This is a genomic window from Jeotgalibacillus proteolyticus (assembly GCF_050107735.1).
Taxonomy (GTDB): domain Bacteria; phylum Bacillota; class Bacilli; order Bacillales; family Jeotgalibacillaceae; genus Jeotgalibacillus; species Jeotgalibacillus proteolyticus_A.
Genome location: NZ_JBNILO010000003.1, coordinates 258,602 through 282,502, shown reverse-complemented (window position 1 = coordinate 282,502; position 23,901 = coordinate 258,602). Strand labels below are relative to the sequence as shown.

General features: G+C 42.2%; 20 protein-coding genes. 19 read left to right on the top strand and 1 reads right to left on the bottom strand.

The annotated features are described in order from the left end of the window. The first annotated feature begins 358 nt into the window (after positions 1 to 358). The 7 genes from ACQCT8_RS06695 to ACQCT8_RS06665 all read left to right on the top strand — a co-directional run bounded on the left by ACQCT8_RS06695 (position 359) and on the right by ACQCT8_RS06665 (position 7,974). Positions 359 to 1,597 (top strand): NAD(P)-dependent malic enzyme, encoded by a 1,239-nt coding sequence (locus ACQCT8_RS06695; protein ID WP_278239735.1) that lies wholly within the window; start codon positions 359 to 361, stop codon positions 1,595 to 1,597. A 69-nt stretch (positions 1,598 to 1,666) separates the two neighbouring features. After that, entirely contained in the window at positions 1,667 to 2,245 is a 579-nt protein-coding gene (locus ACQCT8_RS06690) for a FadR/GntR family transcriptional regulator (protein ID WP_426869872.1), read from the top strand. A 73-nt stretch (positions 2,246 to 2,318) separates the two neighbouring features. Continuing rightward, a complete protein-coding gene (accD, locus tag ACQCT8_RS06685) occupies positions 2,319 to 3,194 on the top strand; it encodes an acetyl-CoA carboxylase, carboxyltransferase subunit beta (RefSeq protein ID WP_426869611.1) in 876 nt (291 codons plus the stop codon). Then, on the top strand, positions 3,188 to 4,156 hold the full coding sequence (gene accA, locus ACQCT8_RS06680; RefSeq protein WP_426869609.1) for an acetyl-CoA carboxylase carboxyl transferase subunit alpha: 969 nt from the start codon (positions 3,188 to 3,190) through the stop codon (positions 4,154 to 4,156). The genes accD and accA overlap by 7 nt, the downstream gene beginning before the upstream one ends. Positions 4,157 to 4,569: 413 nt before the next feature. Next, positions 4,570 to 5,529 carry a 6-phosphofructokinase gene (gene pfkA, locus ACQCT8_RS06675; protein ID WP_278239731.1) on the top strand — a complete coding sequence of 320 codons (960 nt, stop codon included), beginning with the start codon at positions 4,570 to 4,572 and terminating at the stop codon, positions 5,527 to 5,529. A 48-nt stretch (positions 5,530 to 5,577) separates the two neighbouring features. Continuing rightward, on the top strand, positions 5,578 to 7,338 hold the full coding sequence (gene pyk / locus ACQCT8_RS06670; protein ID WP_426869607.1) for a pyruvate kinase: 1,761 nt from the start codon (positions 5,578 to 5,580) through the stop codon (positions 7,336 to 7,338). 249 nt (positions 7,339 to 7,587) lie between these two features. After that, complete coding sequence (locus ACQCT8_RS06665) at positions 7,588 to 7,974, top strand: FxsA family protein (RefSeq protein ID WP_426869605.1); 387 nt, start codon at positions 7,588 to 7,590, stop codon at positions 7,972 to 7,974. Between the two features lie 33 nt (positions 7,975 to 8,007). Here ACQCT8_RS06665 and ACQCT8_RS06660 read toward each other — a convergent pair whose 3' ends face one another. After that, a complete protein-coding gene (locus tag ACQCT8_RS06660) occupies positions 8,008 to 9,117 on the bottom strand; it encodes an AI-2E family transporter (RefSeq protein WP_426869603.1) in 1,110 nt (369 codons plus the stop codon). Between the two features lie 87 nt (positions 9,118 to 9,204). On the opposite strand from ACQCT8_RS06660, the gene ACQCT8_RS06655 reads away from it, so the two are divergent. From ACQCT8_RS06655 to coaE, 12 genes are all read left to right on the top strand, one after another. Continuing rightward, positions 9,205 to 9,672, top strand: coding sequence for a DUF441 domain-containing protein (locus ACQCT8_RS06655; protein WP_426869601.1), 468 nt, complete (start codon positions 9,205 to 9,207; stop codon positions 9,670 to 9,672). 246 nt (positions 9,673 to 9,918) lie between these two features. Continuing rightward, a complete protein-coding gene (citZ, locus tag ACQCT8_RS06650; protein WP_426869599.1) occupies positions 9,919 to 11,037 on the top strand; it encodes a citrate synthase in 1,119 nt (372 codons plus the stop codon). Between the two features lie 113 nt (positions 11,038 to 11,150). Continuing rightward, complete coding sequence (gene icd, locus ACQCT8_RS06645; RefSeq protein WP_426869597.1) at positions 11,151 to 12,422, top strand: NADP-dependent isocitrate dehydrogenase; 1,272 nt, start codon at positions 11,151 to 11,153, stop codon at positions 12,420 to 12,422. Positions 12,423 to 12,581: 159 nt separating this feature from the next. Next, positions 12,582 to 13,529: a malate dehydrogenase gene (gene mdh, locus ACQCT8_RS06640; RefSeq protein WP_426869595.1), complete on the top strand. Its 948-nt coding sequence runs from the start codon at positions 12,582 to 12,584 to the stop codon at positions 13,527 to 13,529. Positions 13,530 to 13,667: 138 nt separating this feature from the next. Further along, on the top strand, positions 13,668 to 14,144 hold the full coding sequence (locus tag ACQCT8_RS06635) for an enoyl-CoA hydratase (protein ID WP_426869593.1): 477 nt from the start codon (positions 13,668 to 13,670) through the stop codon (positions 14,142 to 14,144). 548 nt (positions 14,145 to 14,692) lie between these two features. Continuing rightward, positions 14,693 to 15,409 (top strand): response regulator transcription factor, encoded by a 717-nt coding sequence (locus tag ACQCT8_RS06630; protein WP_426869591.1) that lies wholly within the window; start codon positions 14,693 to 14,695, stop codon positions 15,407 to 15,409. 1 nt (position 15,410) lies between these two features. Continuing rightward, a complete protein-coding gene (gene pnpS / locus ACQCT8_RS06625) occupies positions 15,411 to 17,174 on the top strand; it encodes a two-component system histidine kinase PnpS (protein ID WP_426869589.1) in 1,764 nt (587 codons plus the stop codon). 218 nt (positions 17,175 to 17,392) lie between these two features. Next, positions 17,393 to 18,361 carry an FtsH protease activity modulator HflK gene (gene hflK, locus ACQCT8_RS06620; RefSeq protein WP_426869587.1) on the top strand — a complete coding sequence of 323 codons (969 nt, stop codon included), beginning with the start codon at positions 17,393 to 17,395 and terminating at the stop codon, positions 18,359 to 18,361. Next, positions 18,361 to 19,320 carry a protease modulator HflC gene (hflC, locus tag ACQCT8_RS06615; protein ID WP_426869585.1) on the top strand — a complete coding sequence of 320 codons (960 nt, stop codon included), beginning with the start codon at positions 18,361 to 18,363 and terminating at the stop codon, positions 19,318 to 19,320. The genes hflK and hflC overlap by 1 nt, the downstream gene beginning before the upstream one ends. A 137-nt stretch (positions 19,321 to 19,457) precedes the next feature. Then, the gene (gene polA, locus ACQCT8_RS06610) at positions 19,458 to 22,085 is read left to right on the top strand and encodes a DNA polymerase I (protein WP_426869583.1); all 2,628 of its coding nucleotides are present in this window, start codon (positions 19,458 to 19,460) and stop codon (positions 22,083 to 22,085) included. A 22-nt stretch (positions 22,086 to 22,107) separates the two neighbouring features. Beyond that, positions 22,108 to 22,980, top strand: coding sequence for a bifunctional DNA-formamidopyrimidine glycosylase/DNA-(apurinic or apyrimidinic site) lyase (gene mutM / locus ACQCT8_RS06605; RefSeq protein WP_426869581.1), 873 nt, complete (start codon positions 22,108 to 22,110; stop codon positions 22,978 to 22,980). A 17-nt stretch (positions 22,981 to 22,997) separates the two neighbouring features. Then, on the top strand, positions 22,998 to 23,594 hold the full coding sequence (coaE, locus tag ACQCT8_RS06600; RefSeq protein WP_426869579.1) for a dephospho-CoA kinase: 597 nt from the start codon (positions 22,998 to 23,000) through the stop codon (positions 23,592 to 23,594). The last annotated feature ends 307 nt before the right edge of the window (positions 23,595 to 23,901 follow it).

Genomic DNA, 23,901 nt, shown 5'->3' with positions numbered 1-23,901 from the left:
TATTAATCTAAAATATAAGGGTAGTTGAGAGAATAGCCACTCCAGCAGGATATCAGGGCAAGGTGCAGGAAAGTTTCATCTCACTTCCTGCGGAGGACCTTGGCTAAAAATGCAATGAACCAGTCGAAGAGCTTGAGACAGTTTGTCCCAGGCTCTCTACTTTTATCTAGATGCTTTTTTGATTGTCGAATACCCCGGAGCGCTTACATGCAAGCCTCAGTGCTGCGGTAACCTCTTCTCCTATTTAAAGAATCAATTGCAATTTTAAAGTGGTTTTTGATATAGTGGTTTAGAGAATTATGTGGTCTGACCAATTGTAAAAAATAGGGGGAATCCCCCGATCAGGGAGTGAATTACCTTGTCATTACGCGACGAAGCCTTACATATGCACAGAGTGAATCAAGGGAAATTGGAGTCAAAATCGAAAGTATCTGTCAGAAATGCGGAAGATCTGAGCCTCGCATATTCTCCAGGAGTGGCTGAGCCATGTAAAGAAATTTATGATAAACCTGAAACCGTATATGATTATACGATGAAAGGGAATATGGTAGCGGTAGTATCAGATGGGACTGCAGTGCTTGGGCTCGGCAATATCGGACCTGAAGCGGCGCTGCCTGTAATGGAGGGAAAGGCCGTTTTATTTAAAAGCTTCGCTGGCGTAGATGCTTTTCCGATCTGCCTCAATACAACAGATATTGATAAAATCGTAGAGACAGTAAAGCTGCTTGAACCTACTTTTGGCGGCGTGAATCTTGAGGACATTGCAGCTCCGAGATGTTTTGAAATTGAAGAACGCTTGAAAAAAGAAACCAATATTCCAATATTTCACGATGATCAGCATGGCACGGCCATTGTGACTGTAGCAGGCCTGCTTAACGCCCTAAAAATAACAAACCGGGAATTATCGAACATCAAAGTCGTAATGAATGGTGCCGGGGCTGCCGGAATAGCCATTATAAACCTTTTATACAGCTATGGAGTACGAGATATTATCATGTGCGACTCGAAAGGCGCTGTCTATGAAGGACGTCCATATGGAATGAATGCAGTCAAGCAAGGCGTGGCAAAAATCACAAACCGAAGCAGGGTTGATGGCTCTCTTCAAGATGCCATCCAAGGTGCAGATGTCTTTATAGGGGTTTCGGTTGCTGGTGCATTAACTGAAGAAATGGTTCGTACAATGAACGACGAAGCCATTATTTTTGCTATGGCGAACCCTGTTCCGGAAATTATGCCTGAACTGGCGAAAACAGCCGGAGCAAAAGTGATCGGGACCGGCCGTTCCGATTATCCTAATCAGGTTAATAATGTACTGGCTTTTCCAGGGATTTTCAGGGGAGCATTAGATGTGCGTGCAACTCATATAAATGAGAAGATGAAACGTGCTGCAGTAGAGGCCATTGCTTCGTTGATTTCTCCAGAAGAGCTGAATGCTAATTATGTGATTCCTGCACCATTTGATCCGAGAGTGGCCCCTGCTGTTGCAGCAGCTGTAGCAACGGCAGCTATGGAAACAGGGGTAGCCAGAAAGAAAATGGATCCCGAAGAAATCAGGCTGAAGACTGAACGGCTATCTTTAATTGGAAAATCAGAATGATGATCTGCAGTGACTAAATCTACTGCTCAATTAAAAGTCTATTTATCCGTTGTTCATAAGTTAAAAGAAATGATTCAGCGTGACCGTTTGTCTGCTGGAGACCGTCTTCCCTCAGAGAGAGAATTATCTGAACGTCTGAGCGTGGGGCGTTCTTCAGTGAGAGAAGCGTTCCGTGCACTGGAGCTTCTTGGTTTAATTGAAACTAGGCAAGGAGAAGGAACGTTTTTACGGGATTTTAGAGATCATCACCTGGTCGAGCTTCTTGGAATGTTTATTCTTCAGAATGGACAAGCAGAAAAAGATGTACTGGAAATGAAGATATGGATTGAGATGGGCAGTATGAACCGCCTGCTGCAAAATGACGCCTCCACATTAAATTGGTTGTTTGAGTCAATCATGGCTGGTTATCAAAATGGAGAGATTACAACCATTAACCACTTCAAGTCCTCGCTTTTCGAATCTTCAGGAAATCGTCTTGCTTACAAAGTCTGGCTGGTCTTATATGACTTTGACCGAATGTCGAGCAAGGAGTCTGCTGCTCTTGATAAAGAGCTTATTTACACTGTTAAAAAGGCAATGCTTTCACAAGATATGACGATCATACGGACATTTTGTACTGAGCCTGTAACCTTGCAAAGAGCAAAGTAAACATGCATTTCATGTGGTTGAGTTAAAGAGCAATCAGCAATTAGATAAATATTCACATGGGGGAGGATGTACCTTGCTTAAAGATATATTCACAAAATCAAACAAACCGAAAAAGAAAAAATATGCTACGATTCCGCCGGAGAATGCTAAACACGACGTTCCGGAAGGAATCATGACGAAATGTCCAAAGTGTAAAAAGATTATGTATACAAAAGAAGTGAAAAAAAATGCTAAAGTCTGCCTGCACTGTGGTTACCACCACACTATGACAGCTGCCGAAAGAATCAGCAGCTTAATTGATGCAGACACATTTCTCGAGATCAATCAGGAGATGACTTCGCAAAATTCCCTTGATTTTCCGGATTATATGGAAAAAATGGAGAAGGACCGTAAAAAAACCGGTTTAAACGAAGCGATTGTGACCGGCAGTGCGGAAATCAACCGGCATAAAGTTGTCCTTGCGATTATGGATTCCAATTTTCGGATGGGCAGCATGGGATCTGTAGTTGGAGAAAAGATATCCAGAGCCATTGCGCTTGCTGAAGAAATGTCTGTACCTTTTATTATTTTTACAGCAAGCGGAGGAGCCCGCATGCAGGAAGGCGTGCTTTCGTTGATGCAAATGGCGAAAACAAGCACGGCGTTAAAGAAATACAGTGCAGCAGGCGGATTGATTATCTCGGTGATGACACACCCTACAACAGGAGGGGTATCGGCAAGCTTTGCATCACTGGGCGATTATAACTTTGCAGAGCCAGGCGCCTTAATTGGTTTTGCCGGCAGAAGAATTATTGAGCAGACAATCCGCGAAAAGCTGCCGGAGGACTTTCAAACTGCAGAGTTTTTGCTTGAACACGGACAGCTTGATGCTGTTGTTCCGAGGACGGATTTAAGAGATACACTGACAACGGTTCTCGCAATCCATGAGCAGGGGGTATCAGCGTGGTAAATGAACTTGAATTTGAGAAACCGCTTGTTCAGTTAAGAGAAAAAATTAATGAACTTAAAACATTTACGGTTAATTCTGATGTCGACTTATCTTCAGAAATTGAAAAGCTTGAAACCCGTCTTGAAAAATTGGAAGAAGACACTTATATGAATATAAAACCATGGGATCGTGTTCAAATTGCCCGTCACCCTGAAAGGCCGACAACGCTTGATTACATTGATGAACTGTTTGAACAGTTTATTGAACTTCATGGTGACCGGCTATATGGCGATGATCATGCGATCGTTGGCGGAATCGCTTTTTACAAAGGAAAGCCCGTGACCGTTATCGGACACCAAAGAGGAAAAGGAACGAAGGATAATATTAAACGAAACTTTGGAATGCCGCATCCTGAAGGGTATCGTAAGGCATTGCGTTTAATGAAACAGGCAGAGAAATTTAACCGTCCTATAATTTGTTTTATTGATACAAAGGGAGCCTACCCGGGAAAGGCTGCTGAGGAACGCGGCCAAAGCGAAGCGATTGCACGCAATCTATTTGAAATGGCAGGGTTAACCGTACCGGTCATATGTATAGTCATTGGAGAAGGCGGAAGCGGCGGTGCTTTAGCGCTAGGGATAGGAAATCATTTGCATATGCTTGAAAACTCCACTTACTCGGTGATCTCTCCTGAAGGGGCAGCCTCTATTCTATGGAAAGATGCGTCTTTGGCAAAAAAAGCTGCTGAATCCATGAAAATAACCGCTCCGGATTTAAAGGATATGGGGATAATTGATGAAATTGTTTCTGAAGTTAGGGGCGGGGCTCACCATGATGCAAAAAAACAGGCGGAAAAAATAGACGAAGTGCTTCAGGCGTCTCTGAAGGCACTATCTTCTCTTTCTGGCGAAGAACTTATTGCACACCGTCATGAAAAATTTCAAAAGATTGGATCGCATTCTGTTTTGAGCGAAATCCTTTAGGGAATAGTAGACGTGTACTGAATTCAGTACACGTCTGCTTTTTGTACAGTGTGATTCAAAACCCTGCAGCTTTAAAAAGAGATTTTTTACTCATTCAGGCAAAGGGTTCCTTTAAAATAAAACTGATTAGCAGAATTTGGGCGGTGAAAACCTTCCAGAGTTAAAAATTTGCTCGGAATCTGTAGAATTATGTCTAAAAAATGAACTTTGGTTAGAGTGAAGCGTTTACATTAGAACGATTATTTCGTCTATTTTTGAACATGCAGTCTAGATATTGAGAACCCTTCGTCTTCATGGTATTTTTAATGGGGAGAAAGATCACTTGTATACTCAACTTCACTCAAAATAGGTTTTCCATGTGTGAAGTTCTTAACATATATTTACTAATTTTTCCAAAAGGTGGGAATGATAGAATGAAAAGAATCGGTGTATTGACCAGCGGAGGAGATTCCCCGGGAATGAACCCTGCTGTTCGGGCAGTAGTACGTAAAGCGATCTTCCATGGTCTGGAGGTATATGGAGTCTACCAGGGCTATCAGGGATTGATTTCCGGAAATATTGAAAAGCTTGAACTAGGTTCAGTGGGAGATATCATCCATCGGGGAGGAACAAAGCTCTATTCTGCGCGATGTGAAGAGTTTAAAACGGTTGAAGGCCAGAAAAAAGGTATTGAGCAGCTGGAAAAATTCGGAATTGAGGGATTAGTTGTGATCGGTGGAGACGGCTCTTATATGGGAGCGAAAGCCCTCACAGAACATGGCTACCCTTGTGTTGGAGTTCCTGGAACGATTGATAATGATATTCCTGGAACGGATTTTACAATTGGCTTTGATACCGCAGTGAACACCGTTATTGATGCGATTGACAAGATTAGAGATACTGCCACCTCGCATGAACGTACATTTATTATTGAAGTGATGGGACGAAATGCAGGTGACATAGCACTTTGGGCTGGTTTATCCGGCGGTGCAGAAACAATTTTGATTCCTGAAGATCCTCATGATTTGGATAATATTGCTGAACGGATATTAAAAGGACATGCCCGCGGTAAAAAGCACAGTATTATTATAGTAGCAGAGGGAGTTATGTCAGGAAATGAACTGGCACAGAAACTCAAGGAGAAAATTTCTCTTGAAACGCGTGTATCCGTTCTTGGGCATATGCAGCGCGGAGGTTCTCCGACGGTTTCAGACCGTGTACTTGCAAGCCGTCTTGGCGCACGCGCGGTTGAACTGCTTATGGAAAACAAAGGCGGACGCGCAGTGGGCATTGAGAAAAATGCATTGGTGGACTACGACATCATCGAAGCACTGAAAATGGAACGCAAAGCAGATATGGACTTGTATCGCTTATCACAGGAACTGTCGATTTAATCATCTGATAGAAACAATAAAAGAACTATTGGGAGGTACTAAACGAATATGAGAAAAACTAAGATTGTATGTACAATTGGTCCTGCAAGTGAAAGCATTGAAAAACTGACGCAATTAATGGAAGCGGGCATGAATGTAGCACGCCTCAATTTTTCACACGGTGATTTTGAAGAGCATGGAGCGAGAATTAAAAATATCCGCGAAGCTGCTTCAAAGCTTGGAAAAAGCGTAGGGATCCTACTTGATACAAAAGGACCTGAAATCCGTACAAACACGATGGAAAACGGCGCAATTCATTTAGAAGCAGGCAATCAGATCATTGTCTCCATGAATGAAATGGTAGGGACTGAAGAAAAGTTCTCCATTACGTATGACCGCCTTGTTGAGGACGTGGAAGTGGGGTCTAAAATTCTTTTGGATGACGGTTTAATCGGGTTGGAAGTTTTGTCAATCGATCGTGATTCACGAGAGCTTACAACGAAGATTTTAAACAGCGGAACCCTGAAAAACAAAAAAGGCGTAAATGTACCGGGCGTATCTGTTCAGCTGCCGGGCATTACGGATAAAGATGCACAGGATATATTGTTTGGAGTGGAACAAAAAGTAGACTTTATTGCTGCTTCTTTCGTCCGCCGTGCGTCAGATGTGCTGGAAATTCGTGAGCTGCTTGAAAAAAATGGAGCTGCAGCGATCAATATTATTCCTAAGATTGAAAACCAGGAAGGCGTAGACAATATCGGGGAAATCCTTGAAGTGTCAGACGGCCTTATGGTGGCACGCGGAGATTTGGGAGTTGAAATTCCTGCTGAAGAAGTGCCTCTAGTTCAAAAAGACTTGATTAAAAAATGCAACGCAGTAGGCAAGCCTGTTATTACAGCTACGCAAATGCTTGATTCCATGCAGCGTAATCCGCGTCCAACCCGGGCAGAAGCAAGTGACGTTGCAAATGCTATCTTCGATGGAACAGATGCAATCATGCTGTCAGGTGAAACTGCAGCTGGTGATTATCCTGTAGAATCGGTTAAAACAATGAATGATATTGCTTCCAGAGCGGAAACAGCACTTGATTATAAAACAATTCTGTCCAACCGCAGCAAGCGTTTTGAACCAAATATGACAGATGCCATCGGACAGGCTGTAGCGCATACCGCATTAAATTTAGAAGTGAACGCTATTATTGCTCCAACTGAAAGCGGGCATACAGCACGAATGATTTCAAAATACCGTCCTGAAGCAACAATTGTAGCAGTTACAGCAGATTCGGCTGTGTCACGCCGTCTTGCGCTTGTGTGGGGTGTTTATCCGCAGGTAGGAAGACAGACCTCTACAACGGATGAAATGCTGGATATGGCTGTTTCAGAGAGCCTGAACAGCGGATGTGTAAAACACGGTGATCTTGTTGTAATTACTGCTGGTGTTCCAGTTGGCGAGTCAGGTACAACCAACCTCATGAAAATTCACATCGTTGGAGATGTATTGGCAAAAGGTCAGGGAATCGGGCGCAGATCCGGTTATGGCCGTGCGGTGATCGCATCAAATGCTTCAGAAGCGCTTGAAAAAGTGAAAGAAGGCTCTGTGCTTGTAACAATCGGGACTGATAAAGATATGGTGCCTGCACTTGAAAAATGTTCAGCGCTTATCGTGGAAGAAGGCGGTCTTACAAGCCACGCAGCAGTAGTGGGACTAAACCTCGGTTTGCCTGTCATTGTAGGCGTCGACAATGCGACATCTCTTTTCCAGGAAGGTCAGGTAGTAACAGTAGATGCTGAGCGCGGTGTTGTTTACAATGGCCATGCAAGCGTACTGTAAAAGAAAGTAACAGGAATTTTCAAGAGAGGCTGGGCACAATAAGTGTCCAGCCTCTTGTTTATACTTTAAAGTAGGCAGTTAAGTCGCATGATGAACGTTTATGCAGCTATATTCATTTTGTACTTCCATTGATTCGGACTAAGGTTCTCCTTTTATTCATATACTCTCTAGTCCAATGCTTCTTTCTATCGCCCTTTATGCGTATATGCTATAATCGGGTTAAGTTTTCTATATAAGGAGGATCCGCTATTGAGATGGATCATGCTTTTAATTATTGTGGTACCTGCAGCAGAGATTGCCATTCTTCTTTCGGTAGGCAATTTGATTGGGGTCATTCCGACCTTTTTGCTGATCTTAGCAACAGGAGTTTTGGGTGCTTATTTAGCAAAATCAAAAGGCCTGCAGGCGATTAAAAATGTTCAAAATCAAATGGGCATTCAGCAGCCGCCCAGTGAGATCATTTTGGATGGAGTCTGCATATTAATTGGCGGTGTACTTTTGCTGACACCGGGCTTTTTGACGGATATTACAGGCTTTTTGCTTCTCATTCCTCAGACGCGCAACCGATTTAAACCACTTATTTATAAATGGTTCCGTAAAAGAATGAGTAAAGGGAATATGATTATTTATAGATAAAGGGCTGAATAAAACGATAAGGAATGATCCCGTTTAAAGGATCGTTCCTTTTTTTATGTAAATCCAAATCAGCCTGATTGTACCTGCTTTTATCAATGTGCTGACTGTCAGAAGTATGAGAGGTGAAAAAAGCACACCCATTACGCCTACACTTTGAAATGAAATATATATGATCAAAAATGTAATGAAAGGATGAATGCCTAAGGTTTGTCCGATGATTTTTGGTTCGAGCACCTGCCTTGAAAGGGAAATGACTGTCTGTGTAATCAATAAACCGATCATCAGCTGCATGTCCCCGCTTACCCAGCAGTAAAAAACCCACGGAATGAAAAGCAGGCTTGTCCCAACGATAGGGATAAGATCCAGTAAAGCCGAAGTAAGGGCGATGGCTGGAGCGCCTTTTACATCTAAAATTAACAACCCGCATAGGACAATCACAGCTGTAATAGCAGTGAGGAGCATCTGAGCCTGAACGTATGACCAGGTGTAAAACTTTACCGCCTTTATCAAAGAAGAGATATGCACAGACAAAGCCGAACCGAAAAAGGGTTTCAGCACTTTCTTTAAGGCGGATGCTTCTTTTATAAAAAAATAAGCAGAAATTAAAGCAATTACTCCTCCAACAGCGATCCCGGGGAGAGAAGATAAGAAGCGGGACAGCTCAATAAATAGAATTTCTCCAAAGTTTTGAATGAGTACGACTGCCTGATCTTTCAGTGAATGAATAACGTCATCCCCTGATGTTTCTTCAATTACACCCTTAGATAAAAGAAAAGCTTCAGCTTTTGCGATCATCGGGAGTATATAAGAAATGCTTTGTTCAATTGCAGTGCTGAGCTCTGAAAATAATCCGGGAATTTGTTCAATAAAGCGGACGATGTCATGCCAGAACAAAAATCCGAATACTGCGATCAGTCCTGCTATTAAACTGCAAAAAGCGAGAATGGTTATAATAATACTTAATGAAAATGGAATTCTGCAGCTGGCGGTAAGCCATTTAGCAGGATAATACAAAATAAAAGCAATTACTGCGCCTGCAAGTACCGGGAGCATATAAGTATAGGCTAAAATGAAGACGGCAGCCAGGCTCATCATTGCGGCGGCTGTCCATAGGATTCTGGTGGATACAGCAGACTGGTTCATACGCACACCAACATTTCTGAAAGGTTGTTTGTTTATGTGTATGAACAATGGGGAAAATTAATGTTTAGAATAGGAGCTGTCTTGAAAATGAATCAGGCATTACTTTTTTTACTGTTGCTTCTTGGTATTGCTGTGCTGGCTAAAAACAATTCACTTATTTTTGCTGTGGCTTTATTGCTGGTTATTAAAGTAATTGGAGCCGACCAGAAAATTTTCGAGGTGATTCAATCCAAAGGAATTAACTGGGGCGTTACAATTATAACGATTGCCGTTCTTGCTCCGATCGCCAGCGGGGCAATTGGTTTTAAAGAACTGACAGACGCAGTAAAATCTCCCTACGCCTGGATTGCTCTTGCTTCCGGTATTTTAGTGGCATTGATTGCCAAAGGGGGCATCTCCCTGCTTGAAAATGATCCTCATATCACAGTCGCTCTTGTACTGGGAACAATCCTTGCAATAGCGCTGTTTAAAGGGATTGCGGTTGGTCCGCTGATTGGTGCCGGCATCGCGTATTTTGCCATGAGAATCTATGAGTGGATTAGTCAAATTTCATAGTTTATTGGAAAATAAAATCGTAAATTTATGCGTTTTCATTCACAAAGTTCTGATTATTGATTATAATGAAGGATGAAAGCGCATCCTTTGTTACTTTTTGTTGAAAAAAGGTTATTTATTGGCCGAAAAATGAGCATGCGCTCAGGTTCGTTTATTCAGGCCGGTGAACCAGGATGAATCTTCCTTGTTTATGCCTGTACATAAGCTAAATAGGGGCTAAAATACATTTCAAAAGGAGAGATTGGTATGACTGCAACAAGAGGTTTAGAGGGTATAGTGGCTACGACGTCATCCATCAGTTCGATTATTGATGACACACTTACATATGTTGGGTACAATATCGATGACCTTACAGAAAATGCAAGCTTTGAAGAAGTCATTTACTTGTTATGGCATCTTCGCCTTCCAACTGAAAGTGAACTGACTGAACTAAAAAAACAGCTCGCTGATAATATGTCCCTTCCAGAAGAAGTTATAGCACAGCTAAAGGCTATGCCGGTAAAATCTGTACATCCTATGGCGGCTCTTCGTACGGCTGTTTCTTCGCTTGGTCTTTTTGATGAAGAAGCGGACGTCATGGAAGACGATGCAAACTACCGGAAAGCGATTCGTCTGCAGGCTAAAATGTCCTCAATCGTAACTGCTTTTTCCCGTATTCGCCAAGGCAAGGAACCCATTGCGCCTAAAGCTGATTTGAGCTTTGCAGCTAATTTTATGTACATGCTTACAGGTGAAGAACCAGCTGACATTCAGGAAGAAGCGATGAACAAAGCGCTAGTTTTACATGCGGATCATGAACTGAATGCTTCCACCTTTACAGCGCGTGTCTGTGTGGCCACGCTGTCAGATGTATATTCAGGCGTCACTGCAGCCATTGGAGCTTTAAAGGGTCCCCTTCACGGAGGAGCGAATGAGCAGGTCATGAAAATGCTCACAGAGATCGATTCTGTTGAAAATGCAGAAGCAATTGTTCGTAAAAAGCTTGAAAACAAAGAAAAAATTATGGGCTTCGGTCATCGTGTATACAGGCAGGGAGATCCCCGCGCCAAACACTTAAGAGAAATGTCTAAAAAACTTACGGAATTAAGTGGAGAATCAAAATGGTACGAGATGTCAATTAAAGTGGAGGAAGTCGTAACATCGGAAAAAGAGCTTCCGCCAAATGTTGATTTTTATTCGGCTTCTGTGTACCACAGCCTGGGCATCGATCATGATCTGTTTACGCCAATTTTTGCTGTAAGCCGTGTCTCCGGCTGGCTGGCGCATATTTTGGAGCAATATTCAAACAACCGTCTAATCCGCCCTCGTGCTGATTATATCGGACCTGGAATGCAGGAATATGTACCGGTGGATAAACGGGGCTGATATGGCTTTTAGTTTACAAATGATGAATTAACTGATGTAATAAATTAGATGATGATAAGAGGCCGGCTAAATCTTCAGCCCGCTTCTGACAATGAACCTGGAGGGAAATTCTTATGACACAAGGTGAAAAAATTACAGTTGATAACGGGACATTGAACGTTCCAAACAACCCGATTGTTCCATTTATTGAAGGAGACGGCACAGGTCCGGATATTTGGGCTTCTTCTTCCCGCGTTCTGGATGCAGCGGTTGAAAAAGCGTACAACGGCGAAAGAAAAATCGTTTGGAAAGAAGTACTTGCAGGTCAGAAAGCATTTGATCAGACAGGTGAATGGCTTCCTCAAGCGACTCTTGATGCCATTAATGAGTATTTTATTGCCATCAAGGGACCGTTGACTACTCCGATCGGCGGAGGAATCCGTTCGTTAAACGTAGCACTGCGCCAGCAGCTGGATTTGTTTACCTGCCTGCGTCCGGTGCGTTACTTTGAAGGGGTGCCTTCTCCTGTTAAACGTCCGGAAGATACAGATATGGTTATTTTCCGTGAAAATACAGAGGATATCTATGCTGGAATTGAATTTGCTGAGGGTTCTGATGAAGTGAAGAAATTAATTTCTTTCCTTCAGGACGAGCTTGGCGCTAAAAACATCCGATTCCCTGAAACATCAGGAATTGGCGTTAAGCCGGTTTCAAAAGAGGGTACAGAGCGTCTTGTCCGTGCAGCAATTAACTATGCACTGACTGAGAACCGCAAGTCAGTTACTCTTGTCCATAAAGGAAATATCATGAAATTTACAGAAGGTGCCTTTAAATCATGGGGCTATGATTTAGCAGAAAGAGAATTTGGCGATAAGGTCTTTACTTGGGCTCAATATGATGAGATTAAGGACGCACAGGGACTTGATGCTGCCAATAAAGCACAAAGCGAAGCTGAAGCAGCAGGTAAAATTATCGTTAAAGATTCGATTGCTGATATCTTCCTGCAGCAAATCCTGACCCGCCCTGCTGAATTTGATGTAGTAGCTACGATGAACTTAAACGGAGACTACATTTCTGATGCGCTTGCAGCACAGGTTGGCGGAATTGGAATTGCTCCTGGAGCAAATATCAACTACGATACCGGGCATGCCATTTTTGAGGCGACGCATGGTACAGCACCTAAGTATGCAGGACTTGATAAAGTAAATCCTTCATCGGTTATCCTTTCAGGTGTGTTATTGCTTGAGCATCTTGGCTGGAGTGAGGCAGCAGCTCTTGTTCTTTCCTCTATGGAAAAAACAATTGCTTCTAAAGTAGTAACCTATGATTTCGCACGATTAATGGATGGAGCGACAGAGGTTAAATGCTCTGAGTTTGGAACAGCTCTTATCGAAAATATGCAATAAACGGAAAAACCAGTTTTCTGGCTTCTTCATTATCAAATGCGGACTCTCTAATCCTTCTTCTTTTCAGAAGGATTACGAGATCATCCGGCTGATGGGAAGAGACCAGTTTTCTGGTTCTTTCTTTATCATCGCCACTATACGAGATTGGGAGGAATTACAATGGGATTTAAGCGAAACAAGATTTCAATCATTGGAGCGGGATTTACAGGAGCAACTACCGCCCTATTTCTTGCACAAAAAGAACTTGGTGACATTGTGTTAGTTGACATTCCTCAAAATGAAGATCCGACAAAAGGGAAGGCGCTGGATATGCTGGAGGCAGGCCCCGTGTTCGGCTATGATGTCTCTATTAAAGGCACCTCTGATTATAAAGATACCGCTGCATCGGACGTTGTAATTATCACAGCAGGTATTCCGCGAAAGCCTGGCATGAGCCGGGATGACCTTGTTCAAACCAATGAGAAAATCATGAAGTCAGTCACGAAAGAAGTGACAGCGCATTCTCCGGATAGTACGATTATTGTTTTATCCAATCCAGTAGATGCGATGACGTATACAGTCTTTAAAGAATCAGGTTTTCCTAAAGAGCGGGTCATAGGACAGTCAGGTGTGCTGGATACAGCCCGTTTCAATACGTTTGTTGCAGAGGAACTGAATTTATCGGTCAAAGATATTCAAGGTTTTGTCCTGGGAGGCCACGGAGATGATATGGTGCCGCTGACAAGGTACTCGAACGCTGGAGGCATTCCGCTTGAAACCTTAATCCCGAAAGACCGGCTGGACGCCATAATTGAGCGTACACGTAAAGGTGGAGGAGAAATTGTTGCTCTTTTAGGAAATGGTTCCGCGTACTATGCTCCTGCGGCTTCTCTAATGGAAATGACGGAGGCGATCTTAAAAGATCAAAAACGTGTTTTGCCGTCCGTTGCCTATCTTGAAGGTGAGTATGGATTTGAAGGTATTTATTTAGGCGTGCCAACGGTTCTTGGCGGCAATGGTATTGAAAAAATTGTAGAGCTTGAGTTATCTCAAGACGAGAAATCCCAGCTTCAGAAATCAGTTGATTCTGTAAAAAGTGTGATGGGAGCATTAACAACCTTATCATAGTTAGGGTCTCTGGACGATCATGGTCCATTCAACTTGAAGGAATCGTCAATCAGGCGATTCCTTTTTACATCACGAATGATAGAATTAGTGGTAAAATAATGATCAGGCACCAGTATATGAATGAAGGGGGAGATCTACGTGTTGATGGGGAAAAAGAGAAAAATGGGGCGAAATATTGAAGATATGACGATTGGGGAAAAACTAACCTTGACAGAAAAAATAGAAGACAAGGATCTTCTGCTTTTCCTTGGGTTAACTAACGATGCAAATCCGCTGTATATTCAGCATGATTATGCATCTCAAACACCTCATAAAAAACCAATTGTGCCATCTATCATGCTTACAGGCTTTATTACCTCTGCAGTCTCAAAGTATCTGCCTGGGCCGGGGTCGCATATCATTGGTCAAAACCTGAGTTTTCCGAAAGCGCTTCCACACTACGCTACTGTAGAATTTCTATTTGAAGTCATGTCAATTGACCGTCCAAATGCTCAAATTGAAATTAATGTTAAAGCAGTCGATGAACAAGGAGAAGTTGTTGTGACTGGAAGTGTTACAGTATGCCCTCCTCATAAACTTGAACGATTTGAAAACTCAGCACTTGATAATTTCTAGAGATTAGGAAAAAATTACTTTCTTCAACATTCCGGCTTTACTGTTGGAATGATCGGTAATAAGGATATACTACACTTTAAGGAAGCAGGGGCATAAAAAATAAATGATAAAAGAGTCTTTATATATCATTAGTATGAGGTGAGCGTAGCGGAAGGTGGCGACTCCGGCAGGATATGACGGCAAGCTAAGCCTTTACAGGGCAGCGCCCTGAAAAGGTTCAGCGCCGTCCCTGCGGAAAGCGTCCGCCTGATACGCAGTGAACCGGTCAAAGAACCTGAGACACTTTTGTCCCAGGTTCTTTTTTAAGTATGATAAAAGGTAAAATTTTTTTGTTCCGATTTTGGACGGCTTTTCAAAAAGAAAGTGGAGCCCCTTTTGTAGGTGTGATGACCCAATATAAGAGGACTGTATATTCAATAAGGAATAAAAGCCGCCTTAAGTTTAGCAAAGACCTTGAAACTTATCGAAATGCACTTAAATGTGTACTATAATGAAAGTGGTGTTATTGGATGAATAACCGGTTTTACTACACGATGCGGAGGTAGAACATGAGTAAAAAAGTTCTAGTAGTAGATGATGAGCAATCAATTGTAACATTGTTAAAATATAATTTAGAGCAGGCAGGATATGAAGTAATAACTGCCCTGGACGGACAAGAAGGGAAACAAAAAGCAATTGATGACAATCCGGATCTGATTGTACTCGACTTGATGCTGCCTAAAATGGATGGAATTGAAGTATGTAAACAGCTCAGACAGGAGCATATACAGACTCCAATCATTATGCTGACAGCAAGAGACGATGAATTTGATAAAGTGTTAGGTCTGGAGCTAGGTGCAGACGACTATATAACGAAGCCTTTCAGTCCGAGGGAAGTCGTAGCAAGAGCAAAAGCCATTTTACGACGCACAAAGCAGGCTGAACCCCAAGCTCCGGAGGAAGAGGAAGAAGATACTTCATTTAGGGTAGGGGATGTTAAGGTTTTCCCCGACCAATATGAAGCCTTTTATAAAGACAGGCAGTTAGAATTGACTCCAAAAGAATTCGAGCTTCTGCTTTATCTGGTTGAAAACAAAGGGAGAGTTCTGACAAGAGACCAGCTTCTGCAGGCTGTATGGAATTATGACTTTGCTGGGGACACCCGCATCGTAGACGTGCATATTAGCCATATTCGTGAAAAGATTGAGGAAAATACGAAAAAACCACTTTATATTAAAACCATAAGGGGCCTTGGCTATAAAATGGAAAAGCCGAAAAAGGATTAACATGTCCAGCTTTCGAACGAGGCTCTTATTTGCACTAATTTCTTTAATTATATTGGTTCTTGTGGGGCTGGGTGTGCTGCTTGGGGAACTTTTTAAATCGTATTACTTAAACGCTCTGCATTCCAGAATGGAAAAAGAGGTGGAGATTGTTGTAAATGAGGTTGAACTTCAGCCTTTCTTTACAACTGTGGCTTCATCACGTTTTGATGAGTTGAGCGATGTACTCGACATACGAATTATGATGATCAGTGATTCAAGCAATGTAATTTATGACAGTCAAAACAATATAGATATTAATAACCATGACCGTACGATTCAATTGATAGGGGAAGATGATTTGACCCCTGAAGATCCAATCACTCAATACCAGGCAAATGAAAACACGACGTACTATGCTAAAAGTGTGGCTGCAGGAGAGACAGCAGGATTAGTAATTGTCGCTGCCAGTTTTGATGAACTGGAGGCGGTGTACCGTCAAATCTGGACCATCTTAGGGATAACTCTGGGTGCTGCTTTATTAATCATTATTTTACTGGGATCGAGAATTACGAACCAATATACAAAACCCATCGAATCAGCGACTAAAGTCGCGATTGAACTTGCAAAAGGCAATTACCGTGCTAGAACATATGAGGATCGGGTAGACGAGACGGGAATGCTCAGCAATTCTATTAACGTACTCGCCAGAAATCTGCAGGAAATGGTGACACTTCAAGCCATTCAGCAGGACAGACTTCAAACGCTCATTGAAAATATGGGCAGCGGACTGATCATGATCGACCGTCAGGGACATATCGTGCTGGTAAACCGCACATTTTTGGAATTTTTCCGTTTGCAGACAGATGAAGTGATTAATAAAAGATATGTAGATATTATCTCTGATAAGCAGGTTCGTGAAGTAGCAGAAGAAGTTTTTATGACAGAGCAAAGAATTCGTAAACAAATTCACATCTCCTCTGTGTTATCTAAGCTACATTTGGAAGTGTATGGAGCACCGATTATTGGAGATGGAAGTGTGTGGCAGGGAATTGTTCTTGTTTTTCACGATATAACAGAGCTGAAAAAGCTCGAACAAATGAGAAAAGATTTTGTTGCGAATGTCTCTCACGAAGTAAAAACCCCTATCACCTCCATCAAAGGCTTCACTGAAACACTTTTAGACGGCGCAATGAATGATCAGGAGGCGCTGGAGTCATTTCTGACGATTATTTTAAAAGAAAGTGACCGCCTGCAGGACTTAATTCAGGATTTGCTGGATTTGTCCAAGGTTGAGCAGCAGGGCTTTAATCTCGCCGTGGCAGATGTCAATATGACCAATTTGCTCCATGAAGTGACGGCCATTATGAAACAAAAAGCAGATCAGAAAAGCATGAAAATCGTACTTGATGGGGATCAAAATCTTTTTATTGAAGGCGACCATGACCGTCTAAAGCAAATTTTCATAAATTTAATCAGCAATGCACTGACTTATTCACAGCCCAGGGGTGAAATAAGGCTGACGGTGACGGATCAGAAGGAGAATATTTTGATTAACGTTGAAGACGATGGGATTGGAATGGAACAAGAGGAGATTCCAAGGATCTTTGAACGGTTTTACCGGGTAGATAAAGCAAGAAGCAGAAATTCAGGTGGAACGGGGCTTGGACTTGCGATTGTTAAGCATATTGTAGAGGTCCACCATGGAGATATATCTGTAAAAAGTGAGCCAAATAAAGGAACAGCATTTTTAATTTCGCTGCCAAAGAAACATAGGTTCAATAAGTAAGACTTTACATTCACTTTACATTACAAGGGTTTTTTCTTAACATTTAGTTGATAAGATACTAAGTGAAAACCCCTTCATCCAAGGAACCCAGAGAAAAGACGTGAACAGACCCCGTTCACGTCTTTTTTCGTGTTTTGTAATGGAAATGAAACACTCATGAAACTTTCTCCCAACATTAACCGTAGAACAGGTATAACGATTTGGAAAGGAAGATGACAATGAGTGTTAAAAGAATTACAGCGGGGCTGGGACTGATTACAGCCGCGATCCTGCTCATTATTGTTTTATTCACTTCCTGGTATACAGTTGATGAATCTGAGCAGGCACTTGTGATGACTTTTGGTGAAGCGAACGAAACGATAACTGAATCAGGGTTAAAATTTAAAATGCCATGGCCAATCCAGCAGGTTGAAGTTCTGTCTAAGGAAACCTTCAGTCTGCAGTTTGGCTACGAGCAAGAGGATGGAGAAATTCAATCGTTCCCTGAAGAAACGAAGATGATAACAGGCGATGAAAATATTGTGCTGGCTGATCTTGTGGTTCAGTGGAAAATTGTCGATGCTAAAAAGTATTTATTTAATGCAGAGGATCCTGAAGTGGTCCTTTATGATACTACAGCTGCATCAATTCGCAGTATTATTGGAAGTTCAGAAATAGATGATGCGCTGACCTCGGGGAAGGCGGAAATTGAGCTTGAGGTAAGAGAACTGCTTTCAACGCTTATGGAAAAATACGATATGGGAATCTCCATACAGGCTGTACAGCTGCAGGATGTGGAGCTGCCAAATGAAGAGGTGCGCCAGGCGTTTACTGCAGTTACAGATGCCAGAGAAACAATGAATACAAAAGAAAACCAGGCGAATAAATACAGAAATCAGCTGATCAATGAAGCAGAAGGGGAAAAAGACGCAATTGAATTCAGGGCCGAAGGTGAAAAAACAGCCCGGATCGAAGAGGCGCGCGGAGATGTGGCCATTTTTGATAAATTATATGCTGAATATCAGAACAATCCTGATGTAACCAGACAGCGTTTGATTTTAGAAACCCTTGAAGAAGTTCTTCCAGATGCTGAAGTATACATAATGAACGATGATGGCGGCACGTTAAAATATTTGCCCCTTAATCCATTAGAGCGTTCACAGCAGCCTGTACCGCAGGAAGAGACAGAAAGTGAGGAGGGGCAATAATGAGCGATGACAAAAATCCAAACAGCAAAGTATTTGATTTTTCCAGTACTAAAAAAACAAATGGATCTTCCCTTGAGTGGAAAAAATACTCTAAAATAGGCACTTTTATTATATTGTTTGTCGTTCTGCTCATTACAGCATTACTGAATGTTTTCATAGTTAAAGAGGGCGAATACCGGGTTGTTAGACAGTTCGGGGAAGTTGTGAAAATTATTGAAAGTCCTGGTTTGCATACGAAAATTCCTTTTATTCAAAGTGTGACGACTCTTCCAAAATACCAGATGACCTACGATGTCTCTGAAGCAGAAATCAATACGAGGGATAAGAAGAGAATTATTATCGATAACTATTCTGTGTGGCGCATTACGGACCCGAAAAACATGATTTCAAATGCTGGTACCATGATTAACGCAGAGTCACGAATGGAAGAATTTATTTATTCGGTCGTCCGAACAGAACTTGGACAGCTGGATTATGACGAAATTATCAACGACGAAAAGTCTTCCCGTGGAAGTTTAAATGATCGGGTTACTGAACGCGTGAACGAACTGCTGACTCAGGAGTCATTTGGAATAGAGGTAGTGGATGTCCGTATGAAACAAACGGATCTCCCAACAGAAAACGAGCAATCTGTTTTCACAAGAATGATTTCCGAACGGGAATCTACTGCTCAGGAATATTTATCAACCGGAGATGCTAACAAAAACAGAATTGAAGCCCAGACAGATCGCGAAGTCCGGGAGATGCTTGCTGTAGCAAATGCAGAAGCCGATGCAATACGAGCGGAGGGTGAGGCGGAAGCAGCAAAGCTGTATAATGATTCTTTCTCGAAAGATCCTGAATTTTATGAAATTTACCGTACGCTTGAATCGTATAAAACCACAATTGATGACAAAACGATGATTATTCTTCCGGCAGATTCTCCATATGCGAGCTTGCTGTCAGGAGCTTTGGAATAAGCGTTTAGTAAATCAATCCAGAAAGTGAGCCGTTGTTTTCTCTTTCATTTTAGACATGCTAAAATGAGAGAAGCAGCGGCTTTTGTATTTATTAAAAAGTCAGGCTTACGAGATCGCCCATTTAAGGAGGAGTTTACTTGAGTAAAAAATTAATGCTGATTGATGGCAACAGTATCGCATATCGAGCTTTCTTTGCACTGCCGTTACTCAATAATGATAAAGGCGTACATACAAATGCAATATACGGCTTTACCACTATGCTGACAAAAATGATTGATGATGAAAAGCCAACCCATCTTCTGGTGGCTTTTGATGCGGGAAAAACCACTTTTCGTCATAAAACTTACTCGGAATACAAAGGTGGAAGACAAAAAACACCTTCAGAGCTTTCTGAGCAGTTCCCTTTTATCAGGGATCTTCTTGCCGCTTATTCTATAAAGCATTATGAATTGGATCAATATGAAGCGGATGACATAATCGGAACGCTGTCTTTGCAGGCAGAGAAAAAGGGGTTTGATGTTGTCGTTGTGTCAGGGGACAAGGATTTAACGCAGCTCTCCTCTGAACATACCCGGGTGGAAATTACCCGCAAAGGCATTACAGATATGGAGTCATACACACCCCATCATATCAAAGAGAAATATGGTCTTACTCCAGATCAGATTATTGATATGAAAGGCTTGATGGGGGACTCCTCTGATAATATTCCGGGAGTTCCTGGAGTAGGTGAGAAGACGGCCATTAAACTTCTTAAGCAATTTGGTACTCTTGAAGCACTGCTGGATTCAATAAGTGAAGTCAAGGGAGCAAAATTGCAGGAAAAACTGACTGAATTTAAAAATCAGGCAAAAATGAGTAAAGATTTAGCAACAATCACACGGGTAGCCCCTGTAGAACTTAAACTCGAGGAACTAGAGAGGCAGGAGCCTGATCAGGAAAAGCTGCGTTCGTTATTTAAAGAGCTCTCATTCCAGACGCTTCTTGATAAACTGGGGGATAATCAAGAAGAAGATATTGAGTTAAAGGATTTGGATTGGACGTATGCAGAGGAAATTACAGAGGAAATGCTTTCCCCAGAAGCAGAGCTTTACATTGAATTGTTTGATTCAAATTATCACACAGCTGATATTTTAGGAATTGGACTTCATCACAGGGGTGGAACCTATTTTATTCCTGTAGAAAAAGCAAGAGAATCTGCGCTTTTTAAAAAATGGATTGAAGATGAGGAAAATCAAAAATCAGTTTACGATTCCAAGCAGTCTATTGTAGCATTCAGCCGGCTTGGAATGGATTTGAAAGGGATAGATTTTGATCTTTTAATTGCGTCCTATGTGATCGATGCTTCACAGGCAGCTGATGATTTCGCATCCATTGCAAAAAGACACGGCGCTGATGCTGTACAACCAGATGACGTCTTGTACGGCAAGGGAGCTAAAAAGAAAGTCCCGGATGAGAAAATTCTCGGGGAGCATATTGCAAGAAAAGCTGCAGCGATTGGTAAAATAAAAGACCGCTGCATTCGGGACCTGGAGAAAAATGAGCAGTACGATTTATTTGACGAGCTTGAACTTCCTCTAGCTGAAGTATTGGCTGAAATGGAGAAAACCGGGGTACTCGTCGATGTGGACCGCCTGAAGGAAATGGGAGAAGAATTAAAAACAAAACTGGCTCAAATTGAAAAAGACATCCACAGACTGGCTGGTGAATCCTTTAATATAAATTCCCCAAAACAGCTTGGTGTCATTTTATTTGAAAAGCTTTCACTTCCAGCAGTGAAAAAAACGAAAACCGGGTATTCAACTTCAGCAGATGTCCTTGAAAAATTACAGCCGGAGCATGAGATTATAGATCATATCCTCCTGTACAGACAGCTTGGTAAGCTTCAGTCCACTTATATTGAAGGGCTGCTGAAAGTGGTGGATAAAGAGTCGTGTAAAATTCACACAAGATATAATCAGGTTTTAACACAAACCGGCCGATTAAGCTCAACAGATCCAAATTTGCAAAACATCCCGATCCGATTGGAAGAAGGACGTAAAATTCGTCAGGCTTTTATCCCTTCCAAAAAGGACTGGATCATGTTCGCAGCGGATTATTCGCAGATCGAACTTCGCGTTCTTGCACATATTTCCATGGATGAGGGCTTAATTGAAGCATTTAATAATGATATGGATATCCATACGAAAACAGCAATGGATGTTTTTGATGTAAGCAGGGAAGAAGTAACGTCAGGCATGAGAAGACATGCGAAAGCGGTCAATTTTGGAATTGTGTACGGGATCAGCGACTACGGACTTTCCCAAAGTCTCGACATCCCAAGAAAAGAAGCAGCAGAATTCATCAAGCGTTATTTAAGCAGCTACCCGAAAGTTAAGGAATACATGGATGATATTATTAAAGAAGCAAAACAAAAGGGCTATGTTGAAACACTTCTCCACAGAAGAAGATATATCCCTGAAATTACGAGCCGGAATTTTAATCTCCGGGGGTTTGCTGAAAGAACCGCAATGAACACGCCAATCCAGGGAACCGCTGCCGACATCATTAAAAAAGCAATGATAGATATGGCTGACCGTCTGAAACAGGAAGGCTTAAAAGCTGAAATGCTGCTTCAGGTGCATGATGAGCTGATCTTTGAATGTCCTGAAGAAGAGGTTGAAATTCTCCAGCGCATTGTTCCGGAAGTAATGGAAAAAGCAGTCGAGCTTGTGGTGCCGTTAAAAGTGGATTACTCGTACGGCAAGACCTGGTACGATGCCAAGTAATAAATACCGGGGAGTGTAAAGAATGCCTGAATTACCAGAAGTAGAACATGTGAAACGGGGACTTGAACCTTATGTAGTGGGGGAGAGGATCGTTTCTGTACAATTTTCAGAACAAGTAAAGAATTCACACGCGGGTGGAAAACAGGCGATTATAAAAGGAGCGGATCTTGTTGATTTCTCCGAATACGTAAAAAACTACCGGATCACCCGCATCAACCGGCGCAGCAAATACTTATTATTTCATATGGAGAATGAAACGTCAGAAGGCATCCTTCTTTCGCATTTAGGAATGTCCGGTGCATGGTTTGCCATTGATTCAGTAGAACAGATTACAGAAGAAAAATTCCGTAATCATGTTCATGTTATTTTCACATTTGAGAGCGGCAGGCTGCTTATTTATTCAGATATAAGAAGATTTGGCGAACTGCGATTTTTAGAAAAGCTGGAAGATCATCCGCCGATCATCGCGATCGGTCCCGAACCCTTTGACGACAATGCTCAGGAGCTGTTTTTGGCTTCTTTAAACCTGCCAAAATTTCATTCGAAGCCTGTAAAAGATGTGATCATGAACCATCAGGTGATTGCAGGGTGTGGAAACATCTATGCAACAGAGGCATTGTTCAAATCAAAAATACATCCTAACCGGACAGTGTCACGCGTTGGGCTGGGAAAAAGAATTGAATTATTTAATAATATTGTCTCTGTTTTGCAAGAAGGCATCGACGCCGGAGGAAGCAGCATCTCAGACTACCGGAACGTTAACGGCCAGGCAGGATCGATGCAGGACAGACTGCAAATGTATGGCAAAAAAGAATGTCCGTTATGCGGAGCCAATGTAAAACAGGCTGTTATTGGAGGAAGAAACTCTCATTACTGCGGGAAATGTCAGCGGTAAAGAAAGAAGGGACGACAATGATCATTGGTCTGACAGGCGGGATCGCCAGTGGAAAAAGCACCATCGCCAACCGTCTTATCAAGAAGGGGTACACAGTCATAGATGCAGATTTGGCCGCCAGAAAAGTGGTGGAACCAAATCAGGAGGCGTATCGTAAAATAATAGATCAGTTCGGGAGTGAGATCGTCGCTGAGGACGGAACAATTGACCGCGCAAAGCTTGGATCGATTATTTTTACCAGTGAAACGGAGAGAAAAAAACTGAACAGCATTGTTCATCCAGCCGTGCGTAAAGAAATGCTAGAGCAAAAGGAAATGGCTATTCATGAAGGCAGGAAAACGGTATTTCTTGATATACCCCTTCTATTTGAAAGCAAGCTCCAATGGATGGTGGATAAAATCATCGTGGTGTACGTTCAGGAAGACATTCAACTTAAAAGGCTGATGGAAAGAAATCAGTATACAGCGGAGGAAGCACAGGCGAGAATTTCTTCTCAAGCTCCTCTTTATGAAAAAAAAATGCAGGCAGATGCAGTCATAGATAATTCAGGGACAATGGAGCAGTCCTTTCTTCAACTGGAGCAGCTTCTCATTCAATGGAAATCCGTCCCTTAAAACAAAAGGTTTGAGGCTAAGTCAAAACTCTAAAAGTGTAGATATTGCCTAAGAATTTATCAATAGTATGAGGAGAGCGGAGCAGAAGGCCGCAACACAAGCAGGAGATGACGGCTGCTTAAGACTTTTTGCAGGGCAGGGGTTAAGAAAAGGCTTATGATCCCATCACTGCAGACAGCGTCCGTCTGAAGCGCAGCGAACCGGTCAAAGAGCTTGAGACAAATTTGTCCCAGGCTCTTTTTTAAAACTAATCAACATAAGGATGATCTTTACGTATATATGTGAATTTTATCTTTTAAAACGCGGT